The sequence below is a fragment of the Chamaesiphon sp. genome, assembly GCF_041737865.1.
In the GTDB taxonomy this organism is placed as follows: Bacteria; Cyanobacteriota; Cyanobacteriia; order Cyanobacteriales; family Chamaesiphonaceae; genus Chamaesiphon.
Map to the genome: position 1 here is coordinate 1 of NZ_JBGSQZ010000101.1, position 24,917 is coordinate 24,917.

Consider the following 24,917-nt stretch of genomic DNA (forward strand, 5'->3'; position numbering starts at 1 on the left):
CCCGATTAGTGACAAGTTAAGCTTCAATCGCAATTGTCAAGCAGGTTTGACAATTTAACGATCGACCGTTTCATCGGACATTCAGCGATTGAATACATTAGCACTATCGATCGAGATTTTTGATATATGGTGCGATTGAACCGACAATTACGCTATATGTAGGTGTTGACATTCGATCAAAAACCTTAACTTGTCAGGAATCGGGTCACCCGCCCAGCTCCCTCTCAGGGCTAAAGCCCATGAGTTTCCCACTTCCCGCCTATTTCTTATGAGGAGATTATTTAACCTGACTTAGGGTTAATATTTTCGCCGTGTGGGGTTGGCAACCCCCGCTAGGATTGCGAAGTCCCAACACACCCTACCGCAAATCTCAAATAGGATTGCTCACATCTTGCACCAGCGGCGAGCGCGAATCACCGTTCACTATTCACCATCCGCCATCCACTAAACACTAGTAACTATGTTTTGATGCAAGATGTGAGATTGCTAAATTAGCTTGCATTGGTTAACTATTTGTGGTAAGTTATTCATCTACGGCATATTTACATTATCTAAATTTAGATAGTGTAATCGTACTTGGGGGTGTGGTGGAATGGTAGACGCAACAGACTTAAAATCTGTCGTCCGTAATGGATGTGCGAGTTCGAGTCTCGCCACCCCCATCTTAGATAAATTGGTGCTCAACTCGATCGAGATTAGACGATTTGATGTCATGTCTTTACGGTGACATGACATCAGCCGATCGATATTATTATTGTCTTGCCCAGGCAGTTCCAGCCCAAATGCGAATAAACAAAACAGCTGTTACCATCGCACCCAAGCCCCATTTAATGGCATTCTTGAATAAAGCCAGCCTTTGACTATTCTTGGTAATAGTAGCTTGAGTTTGGAGATTTTGCTCTGCGGTGGCTGCTTCTTGCATCAATTTAGACTTAAAAGCTTGTGGATCTGTACCAGCAGGTACGCGACCATTTTTCATCAACGCTTCTATTTGTGAAGGTTGAGCTGTTTTCAGTTGTGATTGAATCTGTTGTGCCTGGGTGATTCGAGGATTTAATTGAGCGTTCACCTGGTCTTCACTATTTTTGTTGATATTAGGTGGAGTGATAAACAAGACAATCACCAACGCAAAATAAAATATCCCAGATAGCAATGCCACCCACGACAATAGCTTGAGTAGGAGCAGCTCTCTTTTTTTACGAGATTCTTGATTATCATAGAAAACTAGAATATAACCAAGTAGTGGCACGGCAGAGCGTTCCACAAAACCGCCAGCAGTTTGAAACTGCCAGCCGGGGTTACTCAGTTGAAGGGGAATGAATGCGCTAACCACATCAAATAGTGTCAATAGCAACAGTCCATAGCCAACAACGCGAAATAAAACTAGAACGGGGGTCATGAAATGGTACCTTTAATTTAATCGAAACCTGTGAAAGTTGAATGCGGAATTTTAGGCTGCGGGGAAATGTACTTGCCACCAGCGAATCCAATTCACTCCCAATGTTTCCAACGTTTTTATCGTAGCATCGGGGGCAGCCGGATCGATCGGGGTAGAAAGTATCGTCCAGAGACAGCGACTGTCCCTGAGAGTCTGTTTTCCCAGTACCCAGGGTAACAATCGATCGATCGGAATCCCAGTAGTTAGTGGATTGGGATTACTATTAGCATGAAACTGATCTCCAGTGACTGTAGTTATCCCCTGCGGATTGATACAAGTACCAAAATAAGCAGTTTTCTTATCGACAAATAAACTATAAAAACCCAACCCAGGTTGTTCCTTCATTGTCGATGGCCGGAGCACAGTAATCGGCACCTGCGTAAATACTGGCAGCATCGCATCCATCGTCGGTCGATTGCCGACTCCATCAGTGATGTAGCGGATCTCAATCTCGATCGGTTTTGAGTTTTGATATCGATAAGACATCCCAGTTGCCACCATTCCATCCTTGAAGGTATGAGCGGCTAATAGTTTACTCGTAGACATCTGCATATCTGCTAACGGCACCTGCTGCGGAAATTGATATGCAGCAGGTGCGCTCAGACTTGATTTAGTCGGAGGACTATTGATGACAGCATTACCTAGTACACCGATCGCACCGCCACATAGAATGAATAATAGAGATTGACGTGCGATCGCAACGGGGTGCATCATTTTAATTCCTCCTGTGGTAGCTTAGGCGCAAATAGCTCGATGAGGATCTTCAATAAGATTACCAGCACAAACGTCCCGATGACTGAAAATACCAGCGAACCAGAGCCATCGTGCCAGTATTCAAAAGCTTTCATCTGTTTTTGAGCTACCAGGATTGCCATCAGCGAAACTCGCATTGCATTGACCAAAAACCCAATGGCGATCGCCGCTACAGGTAAAATCAACTTCTGGAACCATTTCCAAGGCAAGGGTAGCAGCATCAAAAATAATACCGACATCCCCAGTAATTGGGTCATGGCTACAACGCCAGAACAGCCGCTATAGACCTCAATACTGCCACCTGGAAGATCGAGATAAATTCCCCGCTGGGTCACAGCATAGCCTGAATACCACAGCATAGAGCTAGCAAACTGCGCTGTGATCGGGGCAGGATCGGTCAGCTTGGAAAGTAGAACTTCGGGAATCCCTGAAAAGAACAGCAGCGCGAGTTCTCGCCAATAGATCCTCAATCCCCGAAAGCCAGAAGCAATTAGGGCTAGAGCGATCCCAGCCAGAAATGGGTAGCCAATCAAAAAAGAGTCCTCGCAGTAGCCAGTAGTCTTGAGCAATAGCATCGCCAGTAAGAGTGCGCCCAATAAGCTAGCTACAAGCCCAGTCTGGAACTCAAGTTTGTCCTGTCGTTCCCAGATCAGATAAGCAGCAGTCAGCCAAAACAGCGTACTAGTGATTTGACGATCGGAAATACCAGTTTTGAACATGAGGGTGAGGTGAATGGCGATAACTGCCACACCTAGAACTAGCAGTAAAAAAGCTGGTGATGAGAGGGAGATACGTTTGAAAAAAGCCTGTTGTTTCATGCTTTCTAAGGGTTGTGTCAAGTTCCCACATGTGGGATAGCAAGAACGCGGTGGGGTGGGATGTTGCCCCCAAATCGATCGATTTGCTGGGGGATCTAAAAACTAACAACCTTAGTATTGCGTATTATGGTCGATCTCTCTAATATTTCTCATAACTAAATTTCAGTGGCGCGATATTTCCATCTTCGATGTCGCTGTTGACTTAGATCGATCGATCGTACCCGCGACTCAATTTGGTTTTGATGACAACATCTGTCCAAATAGCAAACTACTCTCGATTTGACACAAAAAAGCACTGCTACTCGCAGTGCTTTTTTGGAGCTGTTATGAAATTAATACTGAGATGGCGTCGAGGGCATGAGCCAAATTATACCTTACGGTGAATACTAGACTTTCGCATCATCTCTCCGGCAAGGAGTAAAGATCGATCGAGCTATCACAAATTAATTGCTTAGACTTTAGCAGCCGCTTTGAGTTTCTTTCTCGTGCGAATAGCAACAGTCCCACCAACAATAGTACCAATAATGGTAAATGGTTCAGGTACAGCAGTTGTCTTGTCGAGCTTAATATTGTCGAGAACGACACCGCCAAATCCTGGAGTAGTCGATACAAAGCTCAGAGCACCACTAAGTGGCTGAGTAGTATCATAACTACCACTAAAAAAACCTGACGCAACGGAAACATTGGACAAGACACCGATTTGAGTCGTACCTAAAAAGATATTAGCTCCACCACCTGCTCCGTTTGTCCCATAATTATAAGACAAATTCAATGTGTCGCCAGCAGCGAAACTAAAGGTGCCGATCGATGTAATAGTACCGAAAGTATTACCATTGAGATCGATATAATTACCATTACCAGGGTAAAGATCGAACGAGCCATTGTTACCAATTAGATCGACGTTACCAGCAGTAACTTTGAAGTTCGATCCAACAGTACTACCAACACCAATATTAAATTGGTCTCGATTGCCAGAACCAAAAGTTTCATTGATTAAGGTAATCGCACTAGCAGGAGTAGCAAACTGAGCGAGGGCAACGACACCGAAAGCAGAAGCAATTAAAGAACGTAGTTTCATTTTGAATCTTGAATAAGGATAATCGCGATAGTGATGATCGAACTAGGAAAATATTAAAAGTTAGCTTGGCTACTTTTTAGTTACCCTATTGACACCCCTATTGATAGATTACCCAGAATTTACTCAAAGTAATCACCATGAAACTATTTTGTGTAATTAATTCGATCGATCGAGCAGAAATAGCTCGACACCAAGACTTGGAATCGAGACTCACACTACGATCTCATCGATTCGATCGATCTGGGATTCTGGTAACGGAGCAAACTGCTGGTGATGATGTCCTCAAGCGAGGTGACACCAAATCCGGTTCTTAAAAACTTCCGATCTCTAGCAACACCCCCTCGCCATCTCCCCGCCTTTGTTTCTAGGGCGATGGAAAATGCACCAAGCAGGGGGTTGGGAGCCGATCCGAACCGTACTGAATGCGATCTAGACGGATCGGATTGGGGTAGGACAGTACAATGATTGGAATCTTCGCTCCAATCGAAAGCGAGATCCTGATTTAAATATTGGTTCAAACAAAAAAGATCGAGAAAGGCTATAGCTTTTCTCGATCTTTTGTGGAGATTACTTACTCTTGAGAGCAAGTCGTGAAGTATGGAGAATCTAGACGTTACTGTCTACTTTCAGTTTTTTTCTGAGTCGGATCGCTGCTGTGCCACCAATTAAAGTACCAATCATGGTGAAAGGTTCGGGTACAGCAGTAGCAGGAACATCGGTCGAGCTGAGTAGAATATTGTCCAGCACGATTCCACCGAAGCCGCTATTTGTCGATACAAATGATAGAGCACCAGTTGTTCCACTAGCGATGCTATAGCTTTGATTGCTAAAAGCCGCGCCGCTAGGATTGGTTAACGCACCGAGCAAAGTCGTACCGAGAAATACATTAGCACTGGTAGGTGCTCCGTTTGTTCCATAGTCAAACGACAAGATACCACCATTAGCGAAAGTAAAGCTACCAGTGGATGTAATTGCACCTGTGGTATTACCATTCAGATCGATGTAATTACCATTGCCAGGGTATAAATCAAACCCACCATTGTTACCAATTAAATCGATGTTGCCAGCAGAAACATCGAAGGCACCAATAGTAGTACCAGTAGAGATATTGAAGCTGTCTGCAAGCCCAGTGCCAAAATCTTCATTGATTAAGCTGACAGCACTAGCAGGGGCAGCCAACTGAGAGAGGACTGCTACGCCAAAGGCAGAAGTCATGATAGAACGTAATTTCATGTTGAATCTTGATGAAGGATAATCGGGGGGAATCGATACTGAAAATTGGGAAGAATTTAAAATCTAATCTTACGGCTCTATTAGTTACCCTATTTATCTTTCTAGCATTAGATTACATCATATTTCCAAAAAATCAACTACCTAGTAACTTTTTTTTAGGATTACGATGATGAAGCGAGATTGACTCAGTACAAAAGTCGATCCTAATGATATTTCTTATACAAACAAGCAATAAGTACAGCGATCTTACTCATGCACCCGGTCGCCCCAATAGTTCGCTCGCGCTGACGCAAACACACCTTACAGGTAAAAACTAATATAGCGATCCTAATAAGCTGATTTAGGATCGAATACTGGTGCGTTACGGATATCGCCTAACGCATCCTACATCAACTTAGCTTTTCAAATAGGATTGCTATAGGAACTCAGATAGGATGGCGATATTTCGATCTGATGGTTTATCAATTTGCCTGTTCGATCGCCGAAGGTTTGAAACTTGAGAATTGGATGGATAAGACTATTTAGAATCGGTAATAGATCGCTTTGTATTTACGCCCAGACCATTTTGTCCATTGGTATTCAACCAAATCTCGCAGGTATTTTTGCGATCGACTCGATCTAGGTTCTGCTTGGTGGCGAGATTGCCTGGATTGTCACAGGTATAACCAGCGAGTTCGATCTTCTGGGTGTTACATATTTTTAGATTGTATCCGTAGCCTTGGGCGACACGACCAAATCTGTCGATCGTCCGATAGCGATCGATATAATCGAGAATATTCCAATATTGTGTGTCAACCAATAAGTAAATTTGGTTTTGGCTGCGGTTGGCAATCCAATTTGTCACTAATTTCGCTGGAAATTGTTCGCTCGTCCACCATAAGCTAGGGATGGTCGTTCCCTTTGGAGATACTGTATCTGCGGTGACAATATTCCGATCGACATTAGCATCGGTGGAATTTAACATCGTCAGGTTGACATCACAAATATCTGGAGTTGAGGGGATGATACTTTGGGCTAATATGGGGTAATTCCAGCCTGTAGTCACAGATAAGCTACTTAGACAACCGATCGCGTAGATATTGCTAGTGCGATTCAAATTAGCAGCTAATTTAGTCAACCAGCTTGAAGTTTTTAGTTCGGCGATCGTTCGATCCTCGACTTCCATAGTAGTTAATTTATACTTTTAGCTGTGACGATCTCAGTCCCAAATAGTTCGCCAACGAGCAACTCTCCTTTTTTTTAGGATAATTTCGATAAACCAACGATCTTGGCAACCCTATCTTTTAGCTACTCCCTTCCCACCCAAGAAATAGACATCTACCATTCACACTTCGGCTACGCTCAGTGCAAGCCATCCACCGTTCACCCCCTACCCTAGATGTCGAATTTGTCACGGGGAAGGAAGTAGACAAGTTAATTCGATCGCATTTCCATCTGGATCTTGAGTAAATAGTGCAGGTCTACCAGAACTACTCATTTTTACTACACAATTAGCTAGGAGTAGCTGTTGTTTAGCTACATCTAAATCCTGTATTTCTAGAGCGATATGTGGATTGCGGGTGGATTTCGTCAGATCGACTCGATCGTTTTGATAATTCACATCCTCAATTAAGTGGATTTGAAAATCGCCAATTTGATACCATGCTCCAGGATAATTGAGGAGTCGATCTACCCGTTTTAATTTTAAGGTATGACTATAAAACTCGATCGCTCTGTCTAGATTAGATACGATTACCGCAGCATGTAGATAACCAACAACTTCAATCATGGGGGTAGGGATAGGGGATAGAACGGTAATAGGGATGTTATGAATCCTCCCTCGTCTCCATTCGAGCGGCGTTTAGGCTAGATCGAATAGTAGCACTTCACTATTGCTAGGAGTAGATAGCTCTAATTTGCTACCACCAGCATAAGCGATCGCATCCCCCGCACTCAGGATTCGATCGTCGATCGCGATTTCCCCTTGAGCCACGTGCAGCCAGACAGAGCGATTGGGTTCCACTTGATAAGATGCCTGCTCATCGCCTGCTAGCATCCCCACGTACAGGTTTAGGTCCTGATGGATAGTCACAGAATCATCACGCCCATCTTGCGAAGCTACGAGGCACAATTTGCCCTGTTTGCGATCGATCGCAAAAGCTTTCTGTTCGTAGCTAGGGAGCAAACCGACAGTATCGGGAATAATCCAGATTTGCAGTAGATGTACTGGTTCGCTGGCGGAGTGGTTGACTTCGCTGTGCGTGATTCCTGTTCCCGCAGTCATCCGCTGGACTTCCCCAGGATAGATAACTGCACCAGTGCCGAGACTATCTTGGTGTTCGAGCGCACCAGAGAGCACATAAGTGATAATTTCCATGTCTCGATGTCCGTGGGTGCCAAACCCCCGCGCTGGAGCGACAACATCATCATTAATCACTCTGAGCGTCCCAAAACCCATCTGTTGAGGATCGTGATAGCTACCAAACGAGAAAGTATGATAGCTATTTAACCAATCAATTTGAACGTGTCCGCGATCGTTAGCTTTACGAACAATTGGTGTGATTTGACTCATGAAAATCTACCCGTAGAGATATTTATTATCGATATCTACAATGAATCTTTGTCTCGACATCTACTTAGATTTTAATCAATTATTAGACCTTTGGTAGCCAACCAAGCTCGATCGAATAGCCGAGACTGATATCTCGCACCACCATCGCATAAGATCGTCACAATCGTGTGTCCTGGCCCCATTTGCTTGGCTAATCTCACCGCAGCAGCCACATTAATGCCAACGGAGCCACCCATAAATAATCCATCCTGACGGAGGAGTTGATAGACTACTTCGATACATTCTTGGTCGTGAATTTGGATCGCATCATCAACGGGGGCACCTTCGAGATTACCTGTCACCCGACTATTTCCGATTCCTTCAGTAATCGAACTTCCTTCGAGGGTAATTTTACCAGTTTTCACATAACTATATAATCCACTGCCCATCGGGTCGGCAATAACACATTTTATCTGTGGATTTTTTTGTTTGAGAAATAATGATACGCCTGCAAAAGTACCCCCTGTACCTGTAGATGCTACCCAACCATCAATTTTGCCATCTGTCTGCGCCCACATTTCGGGGCCAGTAGTTTCATAGTGTGCCAGACGGTTGGCTAGGTTTTCAAACTGATTTGCCCAGATCGCGTTTTCCATCTCCGCCGCCACACGTCCCGATAATTTGACATAATTATTCGGATCTTTGTATGGCACAGCGGGCACTGTACGGACTTCTGCGCCGAGGGTGCGGAGTGCCTCGATTTTTTCTGCTGACTGAGTTTCTGGGATGATAATCAGGCATTTATAGCCCTTGGCGTTGCAAATATGTGCCAGCCCAATTCCGGTATTTCCGGCAGTGCCTTCGACCACGGTTCCACCTGGTTTGAGAATACCCCGCCGCTCGGCATCTTCGATGATATATAGAGCAGCTCTGTCTTTGACGGAGCCACCTGGATTGAGAAATTCTGCTTTACCTAATATTTCACATCCCGTTGCTTCGCTAAAGCTATCAAGCCGAATTAGTGGTGTATTCCCAATCGTTTCTACAAAGCCGCGTTTAATATCCATCGGTTTAAATCAGTTAATAGTTGTCTGGGCGGGATACCCGCCCAGTACAGTTGCCGCGCGCGAACAGACAAGTCCACAGTAGTATCGATCGTTGCTAGCTATTACCAAGAGCATAGCGTTTGAATAAATCATTTAATGCCAACGGATCGGCATCTTGCTTGGGAACAAGCTTAACAGCTAGCTCACAATTTTCGATCTCTGTTTGAATAAAATCATTGAGAATCGGGCTAACTGGAATCAGCGTGGCTTCTTTTGCAGTTAATTTAAGAGTCAATAATCGATCGATCTCAGCTACTCCCTTCCTGTGATAAGATTATGAGCTATAAACCCTTACAGGATAAGCTTTATAGCGGCTAAACACCTATACTCTTGTGCCGGAAAGGGAGTAAGAGATCTTGACGATCGTTAATCAGGTTTAATAATTCACTAAAGATCATTGGCGGAAAGGTTTGATGTGTAACAATCCACTTAGCAGCTAGAATCGGGCGGAGTGCATAAAAATACTTTTTCAATTTGACAAAATCGAGTTGGAGATATTCTCGATAACAGTTAATCGTCATATTGAGATAATGATGGATTCCAGCGCGAGGGGAGTAATAGTTATGACCTAGAGACAGTAATTCGTTACCGATCTCGCTATGAGCTTGATAAATTAGCGGCGACTGAATCCATTCATAAATAGCTGAGTTGGAGCCTTTGAATAATTTTAGAGCCTTGCGGAGATCCCAGCCATTAATATCTAGTAACGAATTTACAGGTAAGTCGATGGTATCGGGACGATCGAGGATCGATAGATACCATTCTAAAGGACGTAGATAGATAAACCGCACATCATAGTCACTATCTGGAGAGGGAAAGCCCCATGCTCTACTTCCTGACTCACAAGCGTAGAGAATGACAATCTGCTCGATGCTGGCTATTTGTTGCAACTCAGAGGCGATGGTAGAATCGATATCTATCTCGGTGCTGGCTATCTCCATCGATTTTTGTTCTAGAGGATGGTGTTTCGGCAGTTGGGGCGATCGATCTGTACGATACGATTGTGCTAGGTGGTTACGCCGATACTAAACATTTTGACACATCTCACTACTCAGAATTCATGAACATTCGGATCGGCAATGGTTACGACATTCATCGGCTGGTTTCAGGGCGTCCCCTAATTTTAGGTGGAGTACGGCTGGAACACGAACTAGGGTTATTGGGGCATAGCGACGCAGATGTGCTGACTCATGCGATTATGGATGCGATGTTGGGTGCATTGAGCCTGGGAGATATCGGACACTTTTTCCCGCCGACAGATCCTCAGTGGGCGGGTGCAGATAGTATCGAACTGTTGAAACAAGTTAATGGTTTAATTATCGATCGCGGGTGGCAAATTGCCAATCTCGATACAGTTGTTGTTGCCGAGCGTCCCAAACTCAAGCCCCATATTCAGGCTATGCGCGATCGATTGGCACACGCGTTACAATTGTCGCCGGAGCAAGTTGGTGTCAAAGCTACTACCAATGAAGAATTAGATGCGACAGGAAGGGAGGAGGGTATCTGTGCCTATGCTGTGGTGTTGCTCACCAAGGATAGTTAAGCGGTACCGATAATTAGATCGGCTCTAATTTGTCTTGTATCCCTAATTCCTCTACAGTTGAAGAGGGAATATAGGGATAAAATTTATGGGATGGCGTTGGTTGGTGAGTATTTTGGCGATCGTGCTAATCGCTTTAACTCCTATTAGTCCTGGATTGGCACAGCCAGCACCTACTGATGTTACTGATGCCCAATTTGAACTGGGTGACAAGTTGCGAACCCAAGCTTTTACAGCTACTAATGAGGGTGATTTTGGTAGAGCTGAAAAATATTGGACGCAATTAATCGATTTGTTTCCACAGAATCCGGCAATTTGGAGCAATCGGGGTAATTCTCGTGTCAGTCAGAATAAACTAACTGAAGCGGTAGAAGACTTTAATAAATCGATCGAGTTATTACCCAATTATCCTGATGCTTATCTCAATCGCGGCACAGCTTTGGAGGGTTTAGGCAAATGGAATGAAGCGATCGCCGACTATCAATATATCATCTCGATCGATCCTAAAGATGCGATGGCTTACAATAATTTAGGTAATGCCTATGCTGGTTTGGGTGAGTGGAATACAGCAATTAAAAATTATCTTCAGGCTTCGGCAATTGCCCCCGACTTTGCATTCGCCCGTGCTAATTATGCCTTAGCTTTGTACCAGAATGGAGAGATTCCCGAAGCCATCCGCAACATGAAGAATATCGTCAGAAAATATCGAGATTTTCCTGATGTACGTGCAGCTTTGAGCGCGGCTCTCTGGCAAGATGGTCAACGGGGTGAAGCTGAGAGTAACTGGGTAGCTGTGATTGGTTTGGACAGTCGCTACAAGGATCTAGATTGGGTGAAAAATACCCGACGGTGGCCACCGAGTATGGTTGCAGCGTTAGAAAAATTTCTGAAATTGCAGTGATGTCACAATTTTAAGATTTAGTAGTTGTTGTAATTAGTTATTCCCTTCGGTGCGTTACCCTATGGGATAATACACCCTACAATATTCTGAAAAATCAAATAGGACTGCTATAGATTTATGGTTCCACCAGTTATTAAACCCACCCAACTTTCATCGACAGACTTGAATCGATTAGCTTATTTACGATCGATTCAACCTGCTAGATCCGCGAAATTGCGATCTTCTTCACGCGGAGATCGCATCGCTGATGTTGTCACCGAAGTAGTTGGCTCATGGCGGTTTATCATCATCCAAAGCTGCTTGTTGATAATTTGGATCCTACTAAATATTATCTCCTGGATATCTCATTGGGATCCATATCCATTTATTTTACTCAATCTAGCATTGAGTTTTCAGGCGGCTTATGCGACTCCATTTATTTTGATGAGTCAGAATCGCCAGTCTGAAATAGATCGAGATAATGCTCAACAAGATTTGGACTGCGATATCAAAGCAGAAATAGAAATCGAATTACTCCATGAAAAACTGGATTCACTTAGAGATAGAGAAATAGCTAATTTATATATTTTAGTCCAAACTCAATCAGAGACGATCTTGAGAATGGAGCGGATGATTGCACGACAAATGGATATGAACGATCGATCGGACAGAGATATTTAACCCGCTCGATCTTCACTATCCTCGATCCGAGTGCAGCTATTGGTTAGTAAGATCGCGATCTTCAGTAGCAATTAGGTTCGGCGATTGCACTGACTTTAGGCTTGGATCTCGCTCCTCTATCAGTGGTGTTGTCACCCCAGCTCGATCTAATGAAAACATGCCTTGGGAATTGGAAGTAATTGCTAACACTGTCCCCAAGACTAAATAGACTGGAAAGGGTAGATCGATCTCCTTAATTGATTGAAACAGTTGAGCGATCGCTAAGGTGATGAAAAAGATCGCAATCCAAAATTGAGGCATAGTTGACAATTTAGAGTGACTGGGTATTTCCATCGCGATCGATCGAGCTGCTATGAACCCGCGAGCGATCGTCGGAGCCGAATTAATTTTGATACCTACAGATAGTTTTGTAAACGATATCCTAATCGATCGCGGGTTGTCAAGGGTGGAAAAACGGACATAGCTAGTCAAAACTAGAGCGATATCGATGAAATAGCGTATTTATAACATTCTTTAATTTTAACTAAAGATGATAGACTGTTATGCGACGAGTTAGGAAACCTTAACTTTGGCAATTGTCGAAATAACCCCCGATTTCCCTAGTATCACCACAACCGATCGACTTCTAGAGTCGATCGGTCAACACCCAGATGGTCTCACAATTAAGGAGCTAGCCGATCGTTTAAACCGTCCCATTTCCATGCTCCAAATTTGTCTGAAAAACTCGATCGCTAGCCAAAAAGTAGCGATTAAACAGCAAAAATATGGGCACCAATTAGCAAAAGTGTATATCTTGAAACCAGATAAAACTCAGTCTCAGCATCAGTTTTGCGCGACGACTAGCAATAGTTATAGCACTATAACACCGATGCACTTACGGGAAGGAGCTGGATTGACAAAAGTACAACTAGCGATTGAATTGGGATTGAGTGTCAGAACGATTAATGATTGGGAGCAAAAACGCTCTCAACCGAAACTAGTTCCTTCTCAACTCAAACGTATGATGTCAGTGTATCAATGTACACTCGATCGATTGATTGAGGCATTCGAGTAAGTATTAAATAATACTTTGCCTCTAGCGACCGTTTGAGGAATTTGAGTAAGTATTAAATAATACCTTGCCTCTAGCGACCGCTTGTAATTTAACTACTAGTGGCCCTAATGTATAGATATCCCGATCGACAATCGTCCTGATTTCGATCGGGTATTTTTGTTGTTTAACGCGAGCTGAAAATTGCACGTATGTAGCTAGTTGTCCATCCCCAACTTGAGGCTTATCATCCAAAATACCAGCACGTCTAGCTCGAAGTTGCGAAGTTACTAATAGAGTATTTAATTGTTGGCCGATCTGTGATTCATTCATCGTTGTCGGATCGATCTTTACCTCAGCAATTTGGTCATCTCGATCGAATAGTTTGCGATTGGGCGTGGCGTCGAGAAATACTTGAATATTTTTATCGCCCATTACATAGTTCCCGATCGAAAAAATTCTCACTGCATAATTAGTCCGACGATCTGCAATTTGTTGTTTGAGCTGTGTTAATCGATCGGGTGCAAGTTTGATGATTTGTTGTTTGCTAGTATTGTAAGGATCGGTCGCTTGGAGCGCATTGAGATTGGCTTGGGCAAGTAGATTGTCAATGGCTGCGGTTGTAGCTTCTGGGCTACTTATCTTCAAGACGGTACTCGCCAAAACTCGATCGCGGAGAATGACGATATTGCCCTGCTGAATATTGTGATACTCTTGCTCGATATTATTGACTTCTTGTTCGAGTGAAGCCAACCCTTGGCGATCGATTTCAATCTTTAATTCAATTTTTTTAAGCTGCTGATTTCTCAGTTTTAACTGCATCGCCCGATTTTGAAACTCTCGCTCTAACTTTTGATGTTGCTTATCTTTTTCTTTGAGTTGAGCTTGCCGAACTACGAGTTTTCGATCGAGCTGTTCGATCTGAGCTTTGAGATTTGCTAATTCTGTTTGTTGTGCTTGAAGCTGTGCCTCTAGATTGGTTAATTTTGCAATCTGTTGTTCCAAATCTTGCTCTAATTTTTTTAATTTGCTTTCGTTGGTGTGGAGCCGACGAATCTCACTGGCTAAATTGGGGAGGACGGTAATAGTATTGAGTCGCTGCTGAAGTTGCGATCTCTGACGAGTCGCACTGATTATGCGTTGCCGCAGGGGCAAGATGGCTGTTTCTAGCCGATCGATCCGGACTTGGATCTCTTGTACCTGAGTAAAAATTACTCGCTGCTGGGCGGTCAAATCGCGGAGGTGACGGTCAATTTCCGTCACCTCCGCCACCAGCTGGTTGCGCTGATTAGAGACGGATTCGAGTTGCTGTTTGGTGTTTTTTAAGTTCTGGGTAGCAACTGATTGTTTGAGCACCTCATCTTTGAGCGAATTATTAATTCCTGATAGGAGGCTTTTTGCGGCTAGCTGCTCATTGCGCGCGACTTCTAGCTCTCGCTGGACTCGATCTTTTTGCTCCAAGGCACGAGCGAGATTTTCCCTGGTATCGAAGAGTTTGCGCTGGATCTTTTGAAGATCGAATACCCCAATTCGCAGTTGTTCGCTAGCTCCAAAGATCAGTGTTAGCACTGAGGCGGCAATCGTTGTACCAGCAATAATTGTTACTAGTGTAGCTGTTTGACGCGGACGTAGTTTGAATAATGACAATCTCGCCTTACCCACCCGCGTCCCAATCCGATCTCCAGACACCGCGATGATGCCCCCCAAAATTAACATTGCCCCGATGAGAAGATAGCCGCTAGTCATAGGTAAAGGGGCGAATTTTGGTGAAGACCATGGCACTAAACTGTTGACCCGTGTTGAGGCGGTTGAGATCGATCGTATCACATCCCCTCTGGGTCAGAAAATTTTAGCCGTCGGCGAGTCGGAGTTCGACAGGCGATTGTTACCCAATAAATAATCCCTAAAATTGATTGTCGATCTCATCCAATGTGGCATAGAATCTAGGGATTGGTTGTAGTAGATGAGTTGCCAATGACTTTGGGTCTGGGGTTTGATTCCCACTTTATAGAATCCTGGTTGCGTCAAAGTATAGATCTAGGATTGGTAATTGCCCTCACTTTTCTGGTGTTATTGGCGGTCAGAGATCGCCGAACGCTCTGGATGGTACGAGGGCTAATCGTGCTGGTCGTTGCTGCGGCCATCGGCGAACGGCTGCAATTTCGGCTGTTGAGCTTTGTGCTAGACAAATTGGTAGTCGGGGCTGCACTAGCGATGTCAGTGGTGTTCCAGTCGGAATTCCGCCGCTTTCTGGAGCAATTGGGGCGGGGAAACTTGATGCCCTCGATCCGATCTACCCGTCGAGTCAGTCTGGATGCAGATCGATCGATCGACCAAATTGTCGATGCAGTCAAGGAGCTATCTCAACAACGGACTGGAGCATTGATGATCCTCGAAACCAATGAGATGATGGATGAGCGCGATTTTGCCGTCCCAGGGGTAAAATTAGATGCCCAGCTATCGAAGGAACTGATCCAAACAATCTTTCAAAATACCACATTACTACACGATGGTGCTGTATTTATTCGTGGCGATCGAGTGGTGTCCGCAGGGGTAATTTTACCGCTATCCGAGCGGGCTGCTTCGAGACAACTAGGCACCAGGCATCGAGCAGCGATGGGAATTACGGAGCGTACGAACAATTGTATCTGTATCGTCGTCTCCGAAGAAACGGGATCGATTTCTCTAGCTGAAGCGGGGATACTCGATCGCCCCCTAACTAGCAGTAAACTGAAGGAGCTTTTGGAAATTCGGTTTGCGCCGATGAGCGAGCGTCGCGAATCTGTTGCTCCAAGTTTACGCAGCTTGGGTCGTAGTTTTAGTGTTCGCAGTATCAAGCTGTTTCGTCGCTTGCTAGGATTGCCAGACAACAAATGATCTATGAGTTGACCACATTCCGGCAATTCATAATTCATAATTTATAATTCAAAACTTTTCAGATGACTCCCAAAACGACCAGTCTCATCGAACTACCTACCGATTTAGATTGCACTCAGCTACCCCAACATGTAGCGGTAATTATGGATGGGAACGGTAGATGGGCAAAACAGCGGGGATTTCCCCGCATGATGGGACATAAGCGTGGTGCTCAGACTCTCAAAGATCTCCTCCGCTGTTGCAAGGATTGGGGGATTTCGGCGTTGACTGTCTACGCTTTTTCAACCGAAAATTGGGGAAGATCGATGGAGGAGGTCGATTTTCTGATGACACTATTTGAAAATCTATTTCAGGTAGAATTGGCGGAAATGGTTTCTGAACAAGTCAAATTAGAGGTCGTTGGTAACTTAGTAAATTTAACACCATCACTCTACAATGCGATCGACCGTGCCAAAAATGCTACTCAGCACAATCAAGGTGTCCGATTTACCGTCGCGATCAACTATGGCGGTAGACAAGAAATCGTCAGAGCTTGTCAGGCAATTGCCACTCAGGTTCAGGAGGGGTTAATTAAGGCTAGCGATATTGACGAAAATCTCCTCGCACAGCATTTGGATACAGCAGCTTTACCCGATCCCGATCTGTTAATTCGGACTAGTGGCGAGATGCGGATTAGTAACTTTTTATTGTGGCAGTTGGCGTATGCTGAAATCTATGTTACTGATACATTATGGCCGGATTTTGATAGGCGAGCATTTCATCACGCTCTACTCAATTATCAACAACGTCATCGTCGGTTTGGGAAAGCTTAAATATAGTTGATAATTTATAATTGGAGCTAACCTGATGCTGGGTGATGAGTCTCGATCGAAACACGATGAATTTCAACAATTGCAGTCGCGCTTGCAAAGTGTATGGCATGGTTTTGATGCTCAGATGGATAGCGATCTGGATATTTTAGTGATCCCATCCTTGAGTTTAGATCGGGGGGAACTTGTCAAAGTTGAGGGATATATTCATTATGAAGAACGATTGTTATTTGCCTTGATGAGGTTGTCAAATCCGCGCACTCGGCTAGTTTATGTTACTTCAGTACCACTAGCACCGATCGCGATCGATTATTATCTCCAACTGTTGCCTGGGATTCCCTTTTCCCATGCCCGCGAACGGTTGCGGCTATTTTCCACCGATGATTATTCGCTCCAACCGCTGAGTCAGAAAATTCTAGATCGTCCGCGCCTACTCGATCGAATTAAGCAATCGTTACGACCAGATCGATCGGTGATGATCTGCTACAATTCAACCGCGATCGAACGCGATCTCGCCCTAAAATTAGACATCCCGCTCTATGCTCTCGATCCAGATTTACTATACTGGGGCACAAAAGCGGGCAGTCGGCAGATCTTTGCTGAGTGTGGATTGCCCCATCCTGATGGGAGTGGGTTAGTTTTTAACGATCGAGATTTGGCTCAAGTTGCGGCAGATTTGTGGGAGCGACAACCCGATCTGCTGCGGCTAGTTGTCAAATTAAATGAAGGCTTTTCGGGTGAAGGTAATGCTATCCTCGATCTCCGCCGCTTGGGTAATCCGACTAGTAATTCACAGCGAGTAGCAGCAATCAGTCAAGCTTTCCCCGATCTGAGTTTTCAGGGGCATGGTGAAACATGGACGAACTTCCAGACCAAAATCGGTCATCTTGGGGCGATCGTGGAAGCTTTTGTCGAAGGAGAAGGAAAACAATCTCCCAGCGTTCAGGGGTGCATTACACCCTTGGGAACGGTCGAAATCCTCTCTACCCACGACCAGATTTTAGGCGGCCCCGACGGGCAAATCTTTCTGGGGTGTCAGTTTCCCGCAGCCGCAGGTTATCGCCGTCAACTTCAGGATTTGGGACTAGCAATTGGCAAAAATCTCGCAGCAAAAGGCGCGATCGAACGGTTTGGGGTAGACTTTATTGCAGTGCAAAATGTTGATGGGGGGTGGGATTTACACGCGATCGAAATCAATCTCCGTAAGGGGGGTACGACTCATCCATTTATGACTCTGAAATTCCTCACCAATGGTTATTATCAATGGGAGGACGGTTTATTTTACTCTCAGCAGGGTAAGCCCAAATATTATATTGCTTCAGACAATCTCCAGCACCCACAATATCGGGGCTTGCTACCCAACGATCTGATGGATATTATCGCTCATCACCGTTTGCATTTTGATACTAGTACCGAGACAGGAACCGTCTTTCACATGATGGGATACCTATCAGAATTTGGCAAAGTCGGACTGACAAGTATCGGTAATTCTCTGGCAGAAGCTCAGGAAATTTATCACAAAGTTGAGGAAGTTTTGGATCGAGAAACCCAATTAATTAATACTCGATCGATCCCACCGATCTCCTGGAAATCTCAGTAGGATCGGGTGATGGTGCGTTACGGCTGATGCCTAACACACCCTACATTAACCTGCTCATTTATGATTGCTATTTACGCCCAAAAACTGGATAATTTCAGCATCAGTAGGTTGAGAATCGATCGCGCCAGCTTGGCGAGTTGTCAAAGCTCCAGCCGCAGCCGCATAGCGAACTATTTCTGCGCCAGATTTTTGTCTCCCTAATTGATGCAATAACCCAGCGACAAAAGCATCGCCAGCACCTGTTGTATCGATCGCGGTAACGCTAAAAGCTGGCTGTTGTCCGCTGTTACCATCGAGCCAATACTCACATATATTGCCACCATCTGTCACAAAAATTCCGACAGCTTGAGGTAAGTATTTGCATAGAGATTGCGGTGATGTTTCCCCATAGATTAATTCGGCTTCTTCTCGCGCAAACTTGACATAATCGGCTTGTTGTAGTAAGGACTTAATCTTGGGCAGGGCGACTGCTGAATCTGTCCAAAAAGTCGGTCGCCAGTTGATATCTACCATGATTTTCACCCCCTCTGCTTGGGCAAATTGTACGGCTTTCCAAGTGCTAGCGGCACTATCAGGGTAGGCTAAAGCTAGTGTCCCCAATAATAAAAAGTCCGCACCGCTAAATAATGCGCTGGGGACTTCACTTAGTTGGGTATCGGCAAATTTATCGGTAGGGATATCCCCGAAACCACCAAAAATGCGATCGCCATCAGCCGTTCTGAGTACCTGTACCTGACGGGTGGGAGCGGTGGGATGATGTTGGAGTCCGGTAAGATCCACGCCTTCAGTTGCCAACTTAGCTGCCAATTTCGCGCCAGCTTCATCGTTGCCGACACAGCCGATAAATCTCGATCGATCGCCCATTTTTACCAGCGCGCAGGCGACATTTGCAGGTGCGCCGCCAGGTAGAGCCGTCCAAGATTTGACGTGTTCGCTGCTGACTCTGCTTTGTTGAGCTAGCAGATCGAAGAGGACTTCACCGAGACAAATGACGGTAGACATGGGGTAGGGGGTAGAGGGTAGGGGGTAGGGGGATTAACGACGAGCAGGCATTTAAATCCCCCACATTTTAGGTGGATTGTTTTTAGGGTACTGGGCGGGAGACCCCATCTGATTGAAGAGGAGATAAAGCTAAAGCTTGGGACAATTCATGGCGCAGCCGCAACCGATATTGATATTGAGTGGCTGCGGCTAACTCTGACCAGCGGCGATGCACAACAAAAGCTCTGAGTGGGGGCGGGATCTGTTTGCTGCTGTTCGTTCCATTGTCAATACTGGCAAACGACAAGGTTTATCCATTTTTGTCAACCTCCCCCTCGTTGAGCAATTACAGTATTTTACACGCAAACTGTAGGGGCGGGTTTATGCTAAAAGTTCTCGCCTAACACAATCATCTACCAATCAAACCCGCCCTCCCTCACCAATATCTGTTCGATTACCTCTCGGCGCGGCTACGCCAACGATCGAAGATCTTAAATGGTTTCCATAAGGGGAATTAGCTCATCTATCGTCGATCGAACTTAATTTAGGATTAGATCCAGATTTATTTCTGCTAAACTACTTAGGTCATTTACGGGTCGATCGGATGCCTGAAGCAGTGCTAGAGGGTCGCGTTGCCCTAGTGACAGGTGTGAGTCGGCGGAAAGGAATTGGATTTGCAATCGCTCAACGGCTGGCAATGTTGGGCGCAGATGTTTTTATCCACTCTTTTTCCCCTTATGATGCAGATCGATCGTGGGGAGCAGACACTGACGGAATTTCAGCACTGATAACTACGCTGCAAGAACAGGGTACTCGGATTGCACATGCTGAAGGAAATTTTCTCGATCCTGCTGTGCCCCATCAAATTGTGGATACTGCCGTCAAAGCATTGGGGCACATCGATATTTTGGTAGCCAATCATACTTACAGTACCCTGGAAAATTTGGAAGAACTGACTGCCGCAGAAATCGATAGGCATTTGCAAATCAATGTGCGGGGTACTCTATTACTAGTCCAGGCATTTGCGGCTCAACATCACAAAAGTTTTGGTGGTAGAGTTGTGCTGCTAACCTCTGGGCAACACCTCAACCCGATGCCGAGCGAACTTGCTTATGTTGCATCCAAGGGTGCGGTGCATCAACTCACTCTGAGTCTATCCGCTTATCTGATGCCGAGCGGAATTACTGTCAACACTGTCAATCCTGGTGCTACAGATACAGGCTGGGCAGATGAGAAACTGTATGAATTGATTCGCGCCGCCAATCCTCAAGGGCGATGGGGAAAACCAGAAGATGCCGCGCGATTAATTGGTTGGCTAGCCACAGATGATGCCCAATGGATAACTGGACAAACGCTTAATTCTACCGGAGGTGGATATTAATACCTTCTCAGTGTCAAATTAGACATTTAGCGTAGGGGGTGAATGGTGGATGGCGATTCGCGCTCCGTCTGTGCCTACGGCAGGCTTACGCCAACTACACGCCTCGCTTTGCTCGTCTACGGCTGTGCCGAGGGTTTAGCCAAAAGTGCGGGAACAGGGGTTTCCCATCTGGGCGGGAGACCCGTCCAGACAAGTAAAGCACCTTTTCAAGACAGCGAATCAAGACAGTGGATGGTGAATCATGATGTCTATTTCTTGAGTGCGAAGGGAGTAAATAGAAAGATCGTTAATATAGAAATCCTAAATCAGCTCCGAAGGGAACGATCTTAGTGCGTTACGGCTGGTGCTCAACACACGCTACACTCACCCTAGTCGCTCATTGAGGATCGCGATCGTAGCCAGATTTCGGCAGGTGGTGCGTTATCACCTATAATTCATGCAATTCAATTGAGTGCGATCGATCGATAACTTGTAGACAAGTAAATACTTATGCGTACTAACAGTTTAGGTCAACTTAGCCATCTGCGTCTCAATAACCTATACCCACTGTACGCTTTGGCTGATAAGGTGGTCAATAAAGTATTGAGTCTACCATCAGATCTCGCTTGTATGGTTAATAGCACTGATTGGGTCGAGCGATCGATTCTTTTACCTCAATATCAACAGCGGCTCGAACGACACATACAACAGTTACCAACACTTGATGCTGAGGAATCAGCCATTGTCAACCAACTCGCTGATGAGGGTATTTGTATTACGTCGCTAGATGCGTTGAGCATCCCCTCTAGTCAACAACTTTTGAAAGCGGCTCGACCGATTACCAACGAACTTGCCCGACTCTCGCGTGCCCCTACTCATGCTGGCAAGCACACATTGATGGCAACTGCCAATCAGTTGACCGAAAATCCAGAAATTCTAACCTGGGGACTTTCAGAACGGATTCTCAAAATTGTGGAATGCTATCTGGGATTGCCTGTCGGCTACGGTGGATTGTCATTTTATTATAGCGTGGCAGATGGCAGAGATGCTGGCCCTCGGCTCTGGCACCGCGATAAAGAAGACTGGCGCATGATTAAGGTGGCAGTTTACCTAAACGATGTCGATGAATCCAGTGGCCCTTATCAATGCGTCAAGTCAGCCATCAACAACTTGCTGGTAGCAACTCTCCCAAAATATCAGAGATTGACCCACATCGAGATGCAACATTTGCTGAGTAATAGCTCCACCGATTGGCTGATCTCTTGCGTTGGTAAAGCCGGAACGGTAATTTTCACTGATACCGCCCGATGTTATCATCGCGGTAAGCCACCGATTCAAACCGATCGCTCGGCGATATTTTTTCATTATTTTAGCCGCTTTCCCAAAAATCCCTTCTACTGCGACAGATCTCCCTTATCTAGCCAGCAAATTGTCGAATTTGACAGACAGCTTCCGCCTCATCTTCAGGGATATATCACCTGGAGAGATCGATATCCTGGTATCGGTCGATATATTACTAAAAATTATATGCGAGTAGATAATTAGCCGATGATTTCTAACATTGCATCTAAAATCCAGCCTACCCTAACACAGATCGTAATTTATCCGATTAAATCATTGGATGGGAAGGCGATCGATCGCGTTAAAATCTCACCAGGCGGTGCGTTAAAATTTGACAGGAGTTGGGCGATCGTCGATGAGCGAGGTAAAATCGTCAATGCTAAACGCACGGCTAAAATCCAGCAATTACGCAGTGAGTTTGACTTTGTTGCTAGCTCCGAGCCAGTGCAGCAACTATTAATTAGGCTTCACATTGCGGGCGATCCTAACACTTACACATTCTGCCTGACTACCAAACTTGTCGAATTAGCTCGATGGCTGAGTGAGTTCTTTGGCTTTCCGGTTAGCCTACTCGAAAATGCCGTAACAGGGTTTCCAGATGACTTGGATGCTTATGGGCCGACAATTGTTAGTACAGCTACCTTAGAGACGATTTGCGATTGGTTTCCTGACTTAGATTTGGCAGAGGTTCGCCGTCGATTTAGAACTAATTTGGAACTGAGTGGCGTTCCGGCTTTTTGGGAAGATCGACTATTTGGCGCACCTGGAGAAGTACGAGATTTTCAACTGGGTGATGTCCGATTTCATGGCATCAATCCCTGTCAACGCTGTATCGTTCCCACTCGTAATTCTCTAACTGGTAGCCTTAGTTTCAAGTTTCAACAGATTTTCACCGAGCAGCGTCAACAAACATTTCCCGCTGAGGTGAATAAATTGAGATTTAATCATTTCTATCGATTAGCAGTCAATACCCAAATTCCATTAGGTGAAGCTGGGAAGTTTTTAAATACTGGTGACGCTCTGATTAGTCGATCGTAATTAATAAAACAAAGCCACCAACATCCTCGACTTCTAGTAAGTCAAAAATAATATTGGTGGCTATCGCTCTATTTAGACTCGTTCGCGTAGCGTAGGCAAAGCCTAATCGATTCTGTCAGAAAAGATCCTAACGATAACTAAGGCTTTTTAGTATCAGCAGGCTTGGTTTCAGTAGTCTTGGTAGTGGTAGACTTGGTTGTCTCAGGAGACTTCATCGCGTCAGGAGACGTCATCGCGCCATCAGCAGGCTTGGTTTCGGTAGTCTTGGTTTCAGTAGTCTTGGTTTCGCTTTTAGCACCATCAGCGGGCTTGGTGTCAGTAGTAGCAGCAGGCGAAGTAGTAGCAGGCGAAGTAGTAGTTGTAGTCTCAACTTTGGTAGCGTCAGGAGCAGCAGCTTCCTTGCTACAAGCATTTAGACCGAGCGACAGGGACAAACCGACAATGACCAATAAAGTTTTCAAGTTCATTAAAATTTCCTCACACTTAATTTTGAACCGACTTGCGGTTTCGTTTACTACTATAGCACCGCGATCGCCAAAATCTCACCTTGTGATAAATTAGCGTCCGTGTTGGATGTTACACCAACACAGACGCCATTGGCGTGACGCATCCGCTCGGCAAATGTAGCTATAAAATAGAGCATGACTCTATTCTTCCTCCCAATACCAGTGAACTCACCACTTCCCGACCTTACCTTAGCCGACATTCTCGAACGAACGATCGAATTAAGCCAGACAGCAGCAGTCATTTTGAAATCTTACTATCGAGGTAGTCCAGCACAGTTGGAGGTGATAGATAAAGCTGAAGGCCCTGTTACAGTAGCAGATAAAGCAGTCGATCGACACTTATTAGATGGCATTCAAGCGATGTGTGGAGACAGTTGTGGCTATTTGACAGAGGAGACTTATCAGGCTGGCGATTTCCAATTGCCCCAAGATTGGGTATGGATTATCGATCCGTTGGATGGTACGCGAGATTTTATCGACAAAACTGGGGAGTATGCCATCCATATCGCGCTGACGTATCAACATCGCCCAGTATTGGCGGTGGTGGCGATCCCAGAATCCGATCGATTGTATGCCGCAATTGCAGGTGGTGGGACTTGGAACATCACAGCAGATGGAGTGCGGACACCAATCCGAGTGACAGGAGGTAAAGAATTAACCAAATTAGTTGTTGTTGCTAGTCGCAATCATCGCAGCGAAGGGTTGGTTAAGTTATTAGCACAGCTTCCCTGTCAACAACAGTTGAAAATCGGTAGTATTGGCTGCAAGATCGCCGCGATCCTCGAAGATCGAGCCGATTTGTATGTATCGCTGTCGGGAACATCAGCCCCGAAGGATTGGGATCTGGCGGCACCAGAATTGATGTTGATAGAAGCAGGTGGCAAATTTACGCGTCAAGATGGTAGCCTGCTCAAATACAATCAGGGCGATGTCAATCAGTGGGGATGTCTGATTGCCAGTAGTGGAGAGTGGCATCAACAGATTTTGGATGCGTGTCTGGACTAGGCTTTAGGCTCTAGGCTTGAGGCTTTAGGTTTGAGGTTTGAGGAAGGCTTTAATGAGAATTTAGATTTACTTCTAACACCTAACACCTAATACCTAATACCTAACACCTAAACTAAGTAATGCGAATCGAACAGTTACAAGCCTTTGTGGCTATTACCGAAACTGGCAGTTTGGCTCTCCCGCCCTTCTGGTGATAAGTATTGCTTATTTAAAGGATTGGAGCGAAGCGAAAATCATTTAAATAAGCAAGCTAATAATTTCTCTTTCATTAGATCGAAATTCTTAAATCCATAGCTTTGACGTAGAATCAATT

Annotated in this window: 30 protein-coding genes and 1 tRNA gene; 14 read left to right on the forward strand and 17 right to left on the reverse strand. The window is 45.1% G+C overall.

Annotation, left to right across the window (positions count from 1 at the left end):
• Positions 1-578: 578 nt before the first annotated feature.
• Positions 579-662 (forward strand) — tRNA-Leu (locus ACEW9J_RS07115).
• Positions 663-751: 89 nt separating this feature from the next.
• On the opposite strand, the gene ACEW9J_RS07120 is transcribed toward ACEW9J_RS07115, so the two are convergent.
• The 4 genes from ACEW9J_RS07120 to ACEW9J_RS07135 all read right to left on the reverse strand — a co-directional run bounded on the left by ACEW9J_RS07120 (position 752) and on the right by ACEW9J_RS07135 (position 4,087).
• Positions 752-1,399: an HpsJ family protein gene (locus tag ACEW9J_RS07120; protein ID WP_373544435.1), complete on the reverse strand. Its 648-nt coding sequence runs from the start codon at positions 1,397-1,399 to the stop codon at positions 752-754.
• A 51-nt stretch (positions 1,400-1,450) separates the two neighbouring features.
• Positions 1,451-2,152, reverse strand: coding sequence for a cyanoexosortase A system-associated protein (locus ACEW9J_RS07125; RefSeq protein WP_373544436.1), 702 nt, complete (start codon positions 2,150-2,152; stop codon positions 1,451-1,453).
• A complete protein-coding gene (gene crtA / locus ACEW9J_RS07130; RefSeq protein ID WP_373544437.1) occupies positions 2,149-3,009 on the reverse strand; it encodes a cyanoexosortase A in 861 nt (286 codons plus the stop codon). Before crtA ends, ACEW9J_RS07125 begins: the two co-directional genes overlap by 4 nt.
• Before the next feature lie 451 nt (positions 3,010-3,460).
• Positions 3,461-4,087, reverse strand: coding sequence for a hypothetical protein (locus ACEW9J_RS07135; RefSeq protein WP_373544438.1), 627 nt, complete (start codon positions 4,085-4,087; stop codon positions 3,461-3,463).
• A gap of 137 nt (positions 4,088-4,224) precedes the next feature.
• On the opposite strand from ACEW9J_RS07135, the gene ACEW9J_RS07140 reads away from it, so the two are divergent.
• On the forward strand, positions 4,225-4,401 hold the full coding sequence (locus ACEW9J_RS07140) for a hypothetical protein (protein WP_373544439.1): 177 nt from the start codon (positions 4,225-4,227) through the stop codon (positions 4,399-4,401).
• 292 nt (positions 4,402-4,693) lie between these two features.
• On the opposite strand, the gene ACEW9J_RS07145 is transcribed toward ACEW9J_RS07140, so the two are convergent.
• The 7 genes from ACEW9J_RS07145 to ACEW9J_RS07175 all read right to left on the reverse strand — a co-directional run bounded on the left by ACEW9J_RS07145 (position 4,694) and on the right by ACEW9J_RS07175 (position 9,897).
• A complete protein-coding gene (locus tag ACEW9J_RS07145) occupies positions 4,694-5,320 on the reverse strand; it encodes a PEP-CTERM sorting domain-containing protein (protein ID WP_373544440.1) in 627 nt (208 codons plus the stop codon).
• Positions 5,321-5,837: 517 nt separating this feature from the next.
• Positions 5,838-6,485, reverse strand: a complete 648-nt coding sequence (locus tag ACEW9J_RS07150; RefSeq protein ID WP_373544441.1) for a hypothetical protein — start codon at positions 6,483-6,485, stop codon at positions 5,838-5,840.
• Between the two features lie 225 nt (positions 6,486-6,710).
• Complete coding sequence (locus tag ACEW9J_RS07155) at positions 6,711-7,088, reverse strand: VOC family protein (protein WP_373544442.1); 378 nt, start codon at positions 7,086-7,088, stop codon at positions 6,711-6,713.
• Between the two features lie 72 nt (positions 7,089-7,160).
• Positions 7,161-7,871 carry a pirin family protein gene (locus tag ACEW9J_RS07160; RefSeq protein WP_373544443.1) on the reverse strand — a complete coding sequence of 237 codons (711 nt, stop codon included), beginning with the start codon at positions 7,869-7,871 and terminating at the stop codon, positions 7,161-7,163.
• A gap of 71 nt (positions 7,872-7,942) precedes the next feature.
• Entirely contained in the window at positions 7,943-8,917 is a 975-nt protein-coding gene (locus ACEW9J_RS07165) for a cysteine synthase A (RefSeq protein WP_373544444.1), read from the reverse strand.
• Positions 8,918-9,011: 94 nt separating this feature from the next.
• Positions 9,012-9,203 (reverse strand): hypothetical protein, encoded by a 192-nt coding sequence (locus ACEW9J_RS07170; RefSeq protein ID WP_373544464.1) that lies wholly within the window; start codon positions 9,201-9,203, stop codon positions 9,012-9,014.
• Positions 9,204-9,270: 67 nt separating this feature from the next.
• Positions 9,271-9,897, reverse strand: coding sequence for a nucleotidyltransferase domain-containing protein (locus tag ACEW9J_RS07175; protein WP_373544445.1), 627 nt, complete (start codon positions 9,895-9,897; stop codon positions 9,271-9,273).
• Positions 9,898-10,016: 119 nt separating this feature from the next.
• Here ACEW9J_RS07175 and ispF point away from each other — a divergent pair, with 119 nt between their 5' ends.
• The 3 genes from ispF (at position 10,017) to ACEW9J_RS07190 (ending at position 12,057) form a co-directional block, all read left to right on the forward strand.
• A complete protein-coding gene (gene ispF / locus ACEW9J_RS07180; protein WP_373544446.1) occupies positions 10,017-10,499 on the forward strand; it encodes a 2-C-methyl-D-erythritol 2,4-cyclodiphosphate synthase in 483 nt (160 codons plus the stop codon).
• Positions 10,500-10,584: 85 nt separating this feature from the next.
• Positions 10,585-11,397: a tetratricopeptide repeat protein gene (locus ACEW9J_RS07185; protein WP_373544447.1), complete on the forward strand. Its 813-nt coding sequence runs from the start codon at positions 10,585-10,587 to the stop codon at positions 11,395-11,397.
• 117 nt (positions 11,398-11,514) lie between these two features.
• Positions 11,515-12,057: a DUF1003 domain-containing protein gene (locus tag ACEW9J_RS07190; RefSeq protein ID WP_373544448.1), complete on the forward strand. Its 543-nt coding sequence runs from the start codon at positions 11,515-11,517 to the stop codon at positions 12,055-12,057.
• A 36-nt stretch (positions 12,058-12,093) separates the two neighbouring features.
• Here the strand turns inward: ACEW9J_RS07190 and ACEW9J_RS07195 are convergent, their stop codons facing one another.
• Positions 12,094-12,390: a hypothetical protein gene (locus tag ACEW9J_RS07195; protein ID WP_373544449.1), complete on the reverse strand. Its 297-nt coding sequence runs from the start codon at positions 12,388-12,390 to the stop codon at positions 12,094-12,096.
• 235 nt (positions 12,391-12,625) lie between these two features.
• Between ACEW9J_RS07195 and ACEW9J_RS07200 the strand changes: the two genes are divergently transcribed.
• Positions 12,626-13,111 carry a helix-turn-helix transcriptional regulator gene (locus tag ACEW9J_RS07200; RefSeq protein WP_373544450.1) on the forward strand — a complete coding sequence of 162 codons (486 nt, stop codon included), beginning with the start codon at positions 12,626-12,628 and terminating at the stop codon, positions 13,109-13,111.
• A 21-nt stretch (positions 13,112-13,132) separates the two neighbouring features.
• Here the strand turns inward: ACEW9J_RS07200 and ACEW9J_RS07205 are convergent, their stop codons facing one another.
• Complete coding sequence (locus ACEW9J_RS07205) at positions 13,133-14,833, reverse strand: DUF3084 domain-containing protein (protein ID WP_373544451.1); 1,701 nt, start codon at positions 14,831-14,833, stop codon at positions 13,133-13,135.
• A gap of 228 nt (positions 14,834-15,061) precedes the next feature.
• On the opposite strand from ACEW9J_RS07205, the gene cdaA reads away from it, so the two are divergent.
• The 3 genes from cdaA (at position 15,062) to ACEW9J_RS07220 (ending at position 18,373) form a co-directional block, all read left to right on the forward strand.
• Positions 15,062-15,964 carry a diadenylate cyclase CdaA gene (gene cdaA / locus ACEW9J_RS07210; RefSeq protein ID WP_373544452.1) on the forward strand — a complete coding sequence of 301 codons (903 nt, stop codon included), beginning with the start codon at positions 15,062-15,064 and terminating at the stop codon, positions 15,962-15,964.
• A 62-nt stretch (positions 15,965-16,026) separates the two neighbouring features.
• The gene (locus ACEW9J_RS07215; protein ID WP_373544453.1) at positions 16,027-16,776 is read left to right on the forward strand and encodes an isoprenyl transferase; all 750 of its coding nucleotides are present in this window, start codon (positions 16,027-16,029) and stop codon (positions 16,774-16,776) included.
• A 34-nt stretch (positions 16,777-16,810) separates the two neighbouring features.
• On the forward strand, positions 16,811-18,373 hold the full coding sequence (locus tag ACEW9J_RS07220; protein WP_373544454.1) for a peptide ligase PGM1-related protein: 1,563 nt from the start codon (positions 16,811-16,813) through the stop codon (positions 18,371-18,373).
• A gap of 54 nt (positions 18,374-18,427) precedes the next feature.
• Here the strand turns inward: ACEW9J_RS07220 and ACEW9J_RS07225 are convergent, their stop codons facing one another.
• Entirely contained in the window at positions 18,428-19,375 is a 948-nt protein-coding gene (locus tag ACEW9J_RS07225; protein ID WP_373544455.1) for a carbohydrate kinase, read from the reverse strand.
• Positions 19,376-19,457: 82 nt separating this feature from the next.
• The gene (locus tag ACEW9J_RS07230) at positions 19,458-19,661 is read right to left on the reverse strand and encodes a hypothetical protein (RefSeq protein WP_373544456.1); all 204 of its coding nucleotides are present in this window, start codon (positions 19,659-19,661) and stop codon (positions 19,458-19,460) included.
• A gap of 297 nt (positions 19,662-19,958) precedes the next feature.
• On the opposite strand from ACEW9J_RS07230, the gene ACEW9J_RS07235 reads away from it, so the two are divergent.
• From ACEW9J_RS07235 to ACEW9J_RS07250, 4 genes are all read left to right on the forward strand, one after another.
• Positions 19,959-20,735 carry an SDR family oxidoreductase gene (locus ACEW9J_RS07235; protein WP_373544457.1) on the forward strand — a complete coding sequence of 259 codons (777 nt, stop codon included), beginning with the start codon at positions 19,959-19,961 and terminating at the stop codon, positions 20,733-20,735.
• Between the two features lie 42 nt (positions 20,736-20,777).
• Entirely contained in the window at positions 20,778-21,065 is a 288-nt protein-coding gene (locus tag ACEW9J_RS07240) for a hypothetical protein (RefSeq protein ID WP_373544458.1), read from the forward strand.
• A gap of 159 nt (positions 21,066-21,224) precedes the next feature.
• On the forward strand, positions 21,225-22,259 hold the full coding sequence (locus ACEW9J_RS07245; protein WP_373544459.1) for a hypothetical protein: 1,035 nt from the start codon (positions 21,225-21,227) through the stop codon (positions 22,257-22,259).
• A 3-nt stretch (positions 22,260-22,262) separates the two neighbouring features.
• Positions 22,263-23,093: an MOSC domain-containing protein gene (locus tag ACEW9J_RS07250; protein WP_373544460.1), complete on the forward strand. Its 831-nt coding sequence runs from the start codon at positions 22,263-22,265 to the stop codon at positions 23,091-23,093.
• Between the two features lie 137 nt (positions 23,094-23,230).
• On the opposite strand, the gene ACEW9J_RS07255 is transcribed toward ACEW9J_RS07250, so the two are convergent.
• Entirely contained in the window at positions 23,231-23,560 is a 330-nt protein-coding gene (locus ACEW9J_RS07255; RefSeq protein ID WP_373544461.1) for a hypothetical protein, read from the reverse strand.
• A gap of 50 nt (positions 23,561-23,610) precedes the next feature.
• Positions 23,611-23,736 carry a hypothetical protein gene (locus ACEW9J_RS07260; RefSeq protein ID WP_373544462.1) on the reverse strand — a complete coding sequence of 42 codons (126 nt, stop codon included), beginning with the start codon at positions 23,734-23,736 and terminating at the stop codon, positions 23,611-23,613.
• Between ACEW9J_RS07260 and ACEW9J_RS07265 the strand changes: the two genes are divergently transcribed.
• Entirely contained in the window at positions 23,735-24,604 is an 870-nt protein-coding gene (locus ACEW9J_RS07265) for a 3'(2'),5'-bisphosphate nucleotidase CysQ (RefSeq protein WP_373544463.1), read from the forward strand. The genes ACEW9J_RS07260 and ACEW9J_RS07265 overlap by 2 nt on opposite strands.
• Positions 24,605-24,917: the final 313 nt, after the last annotated feature.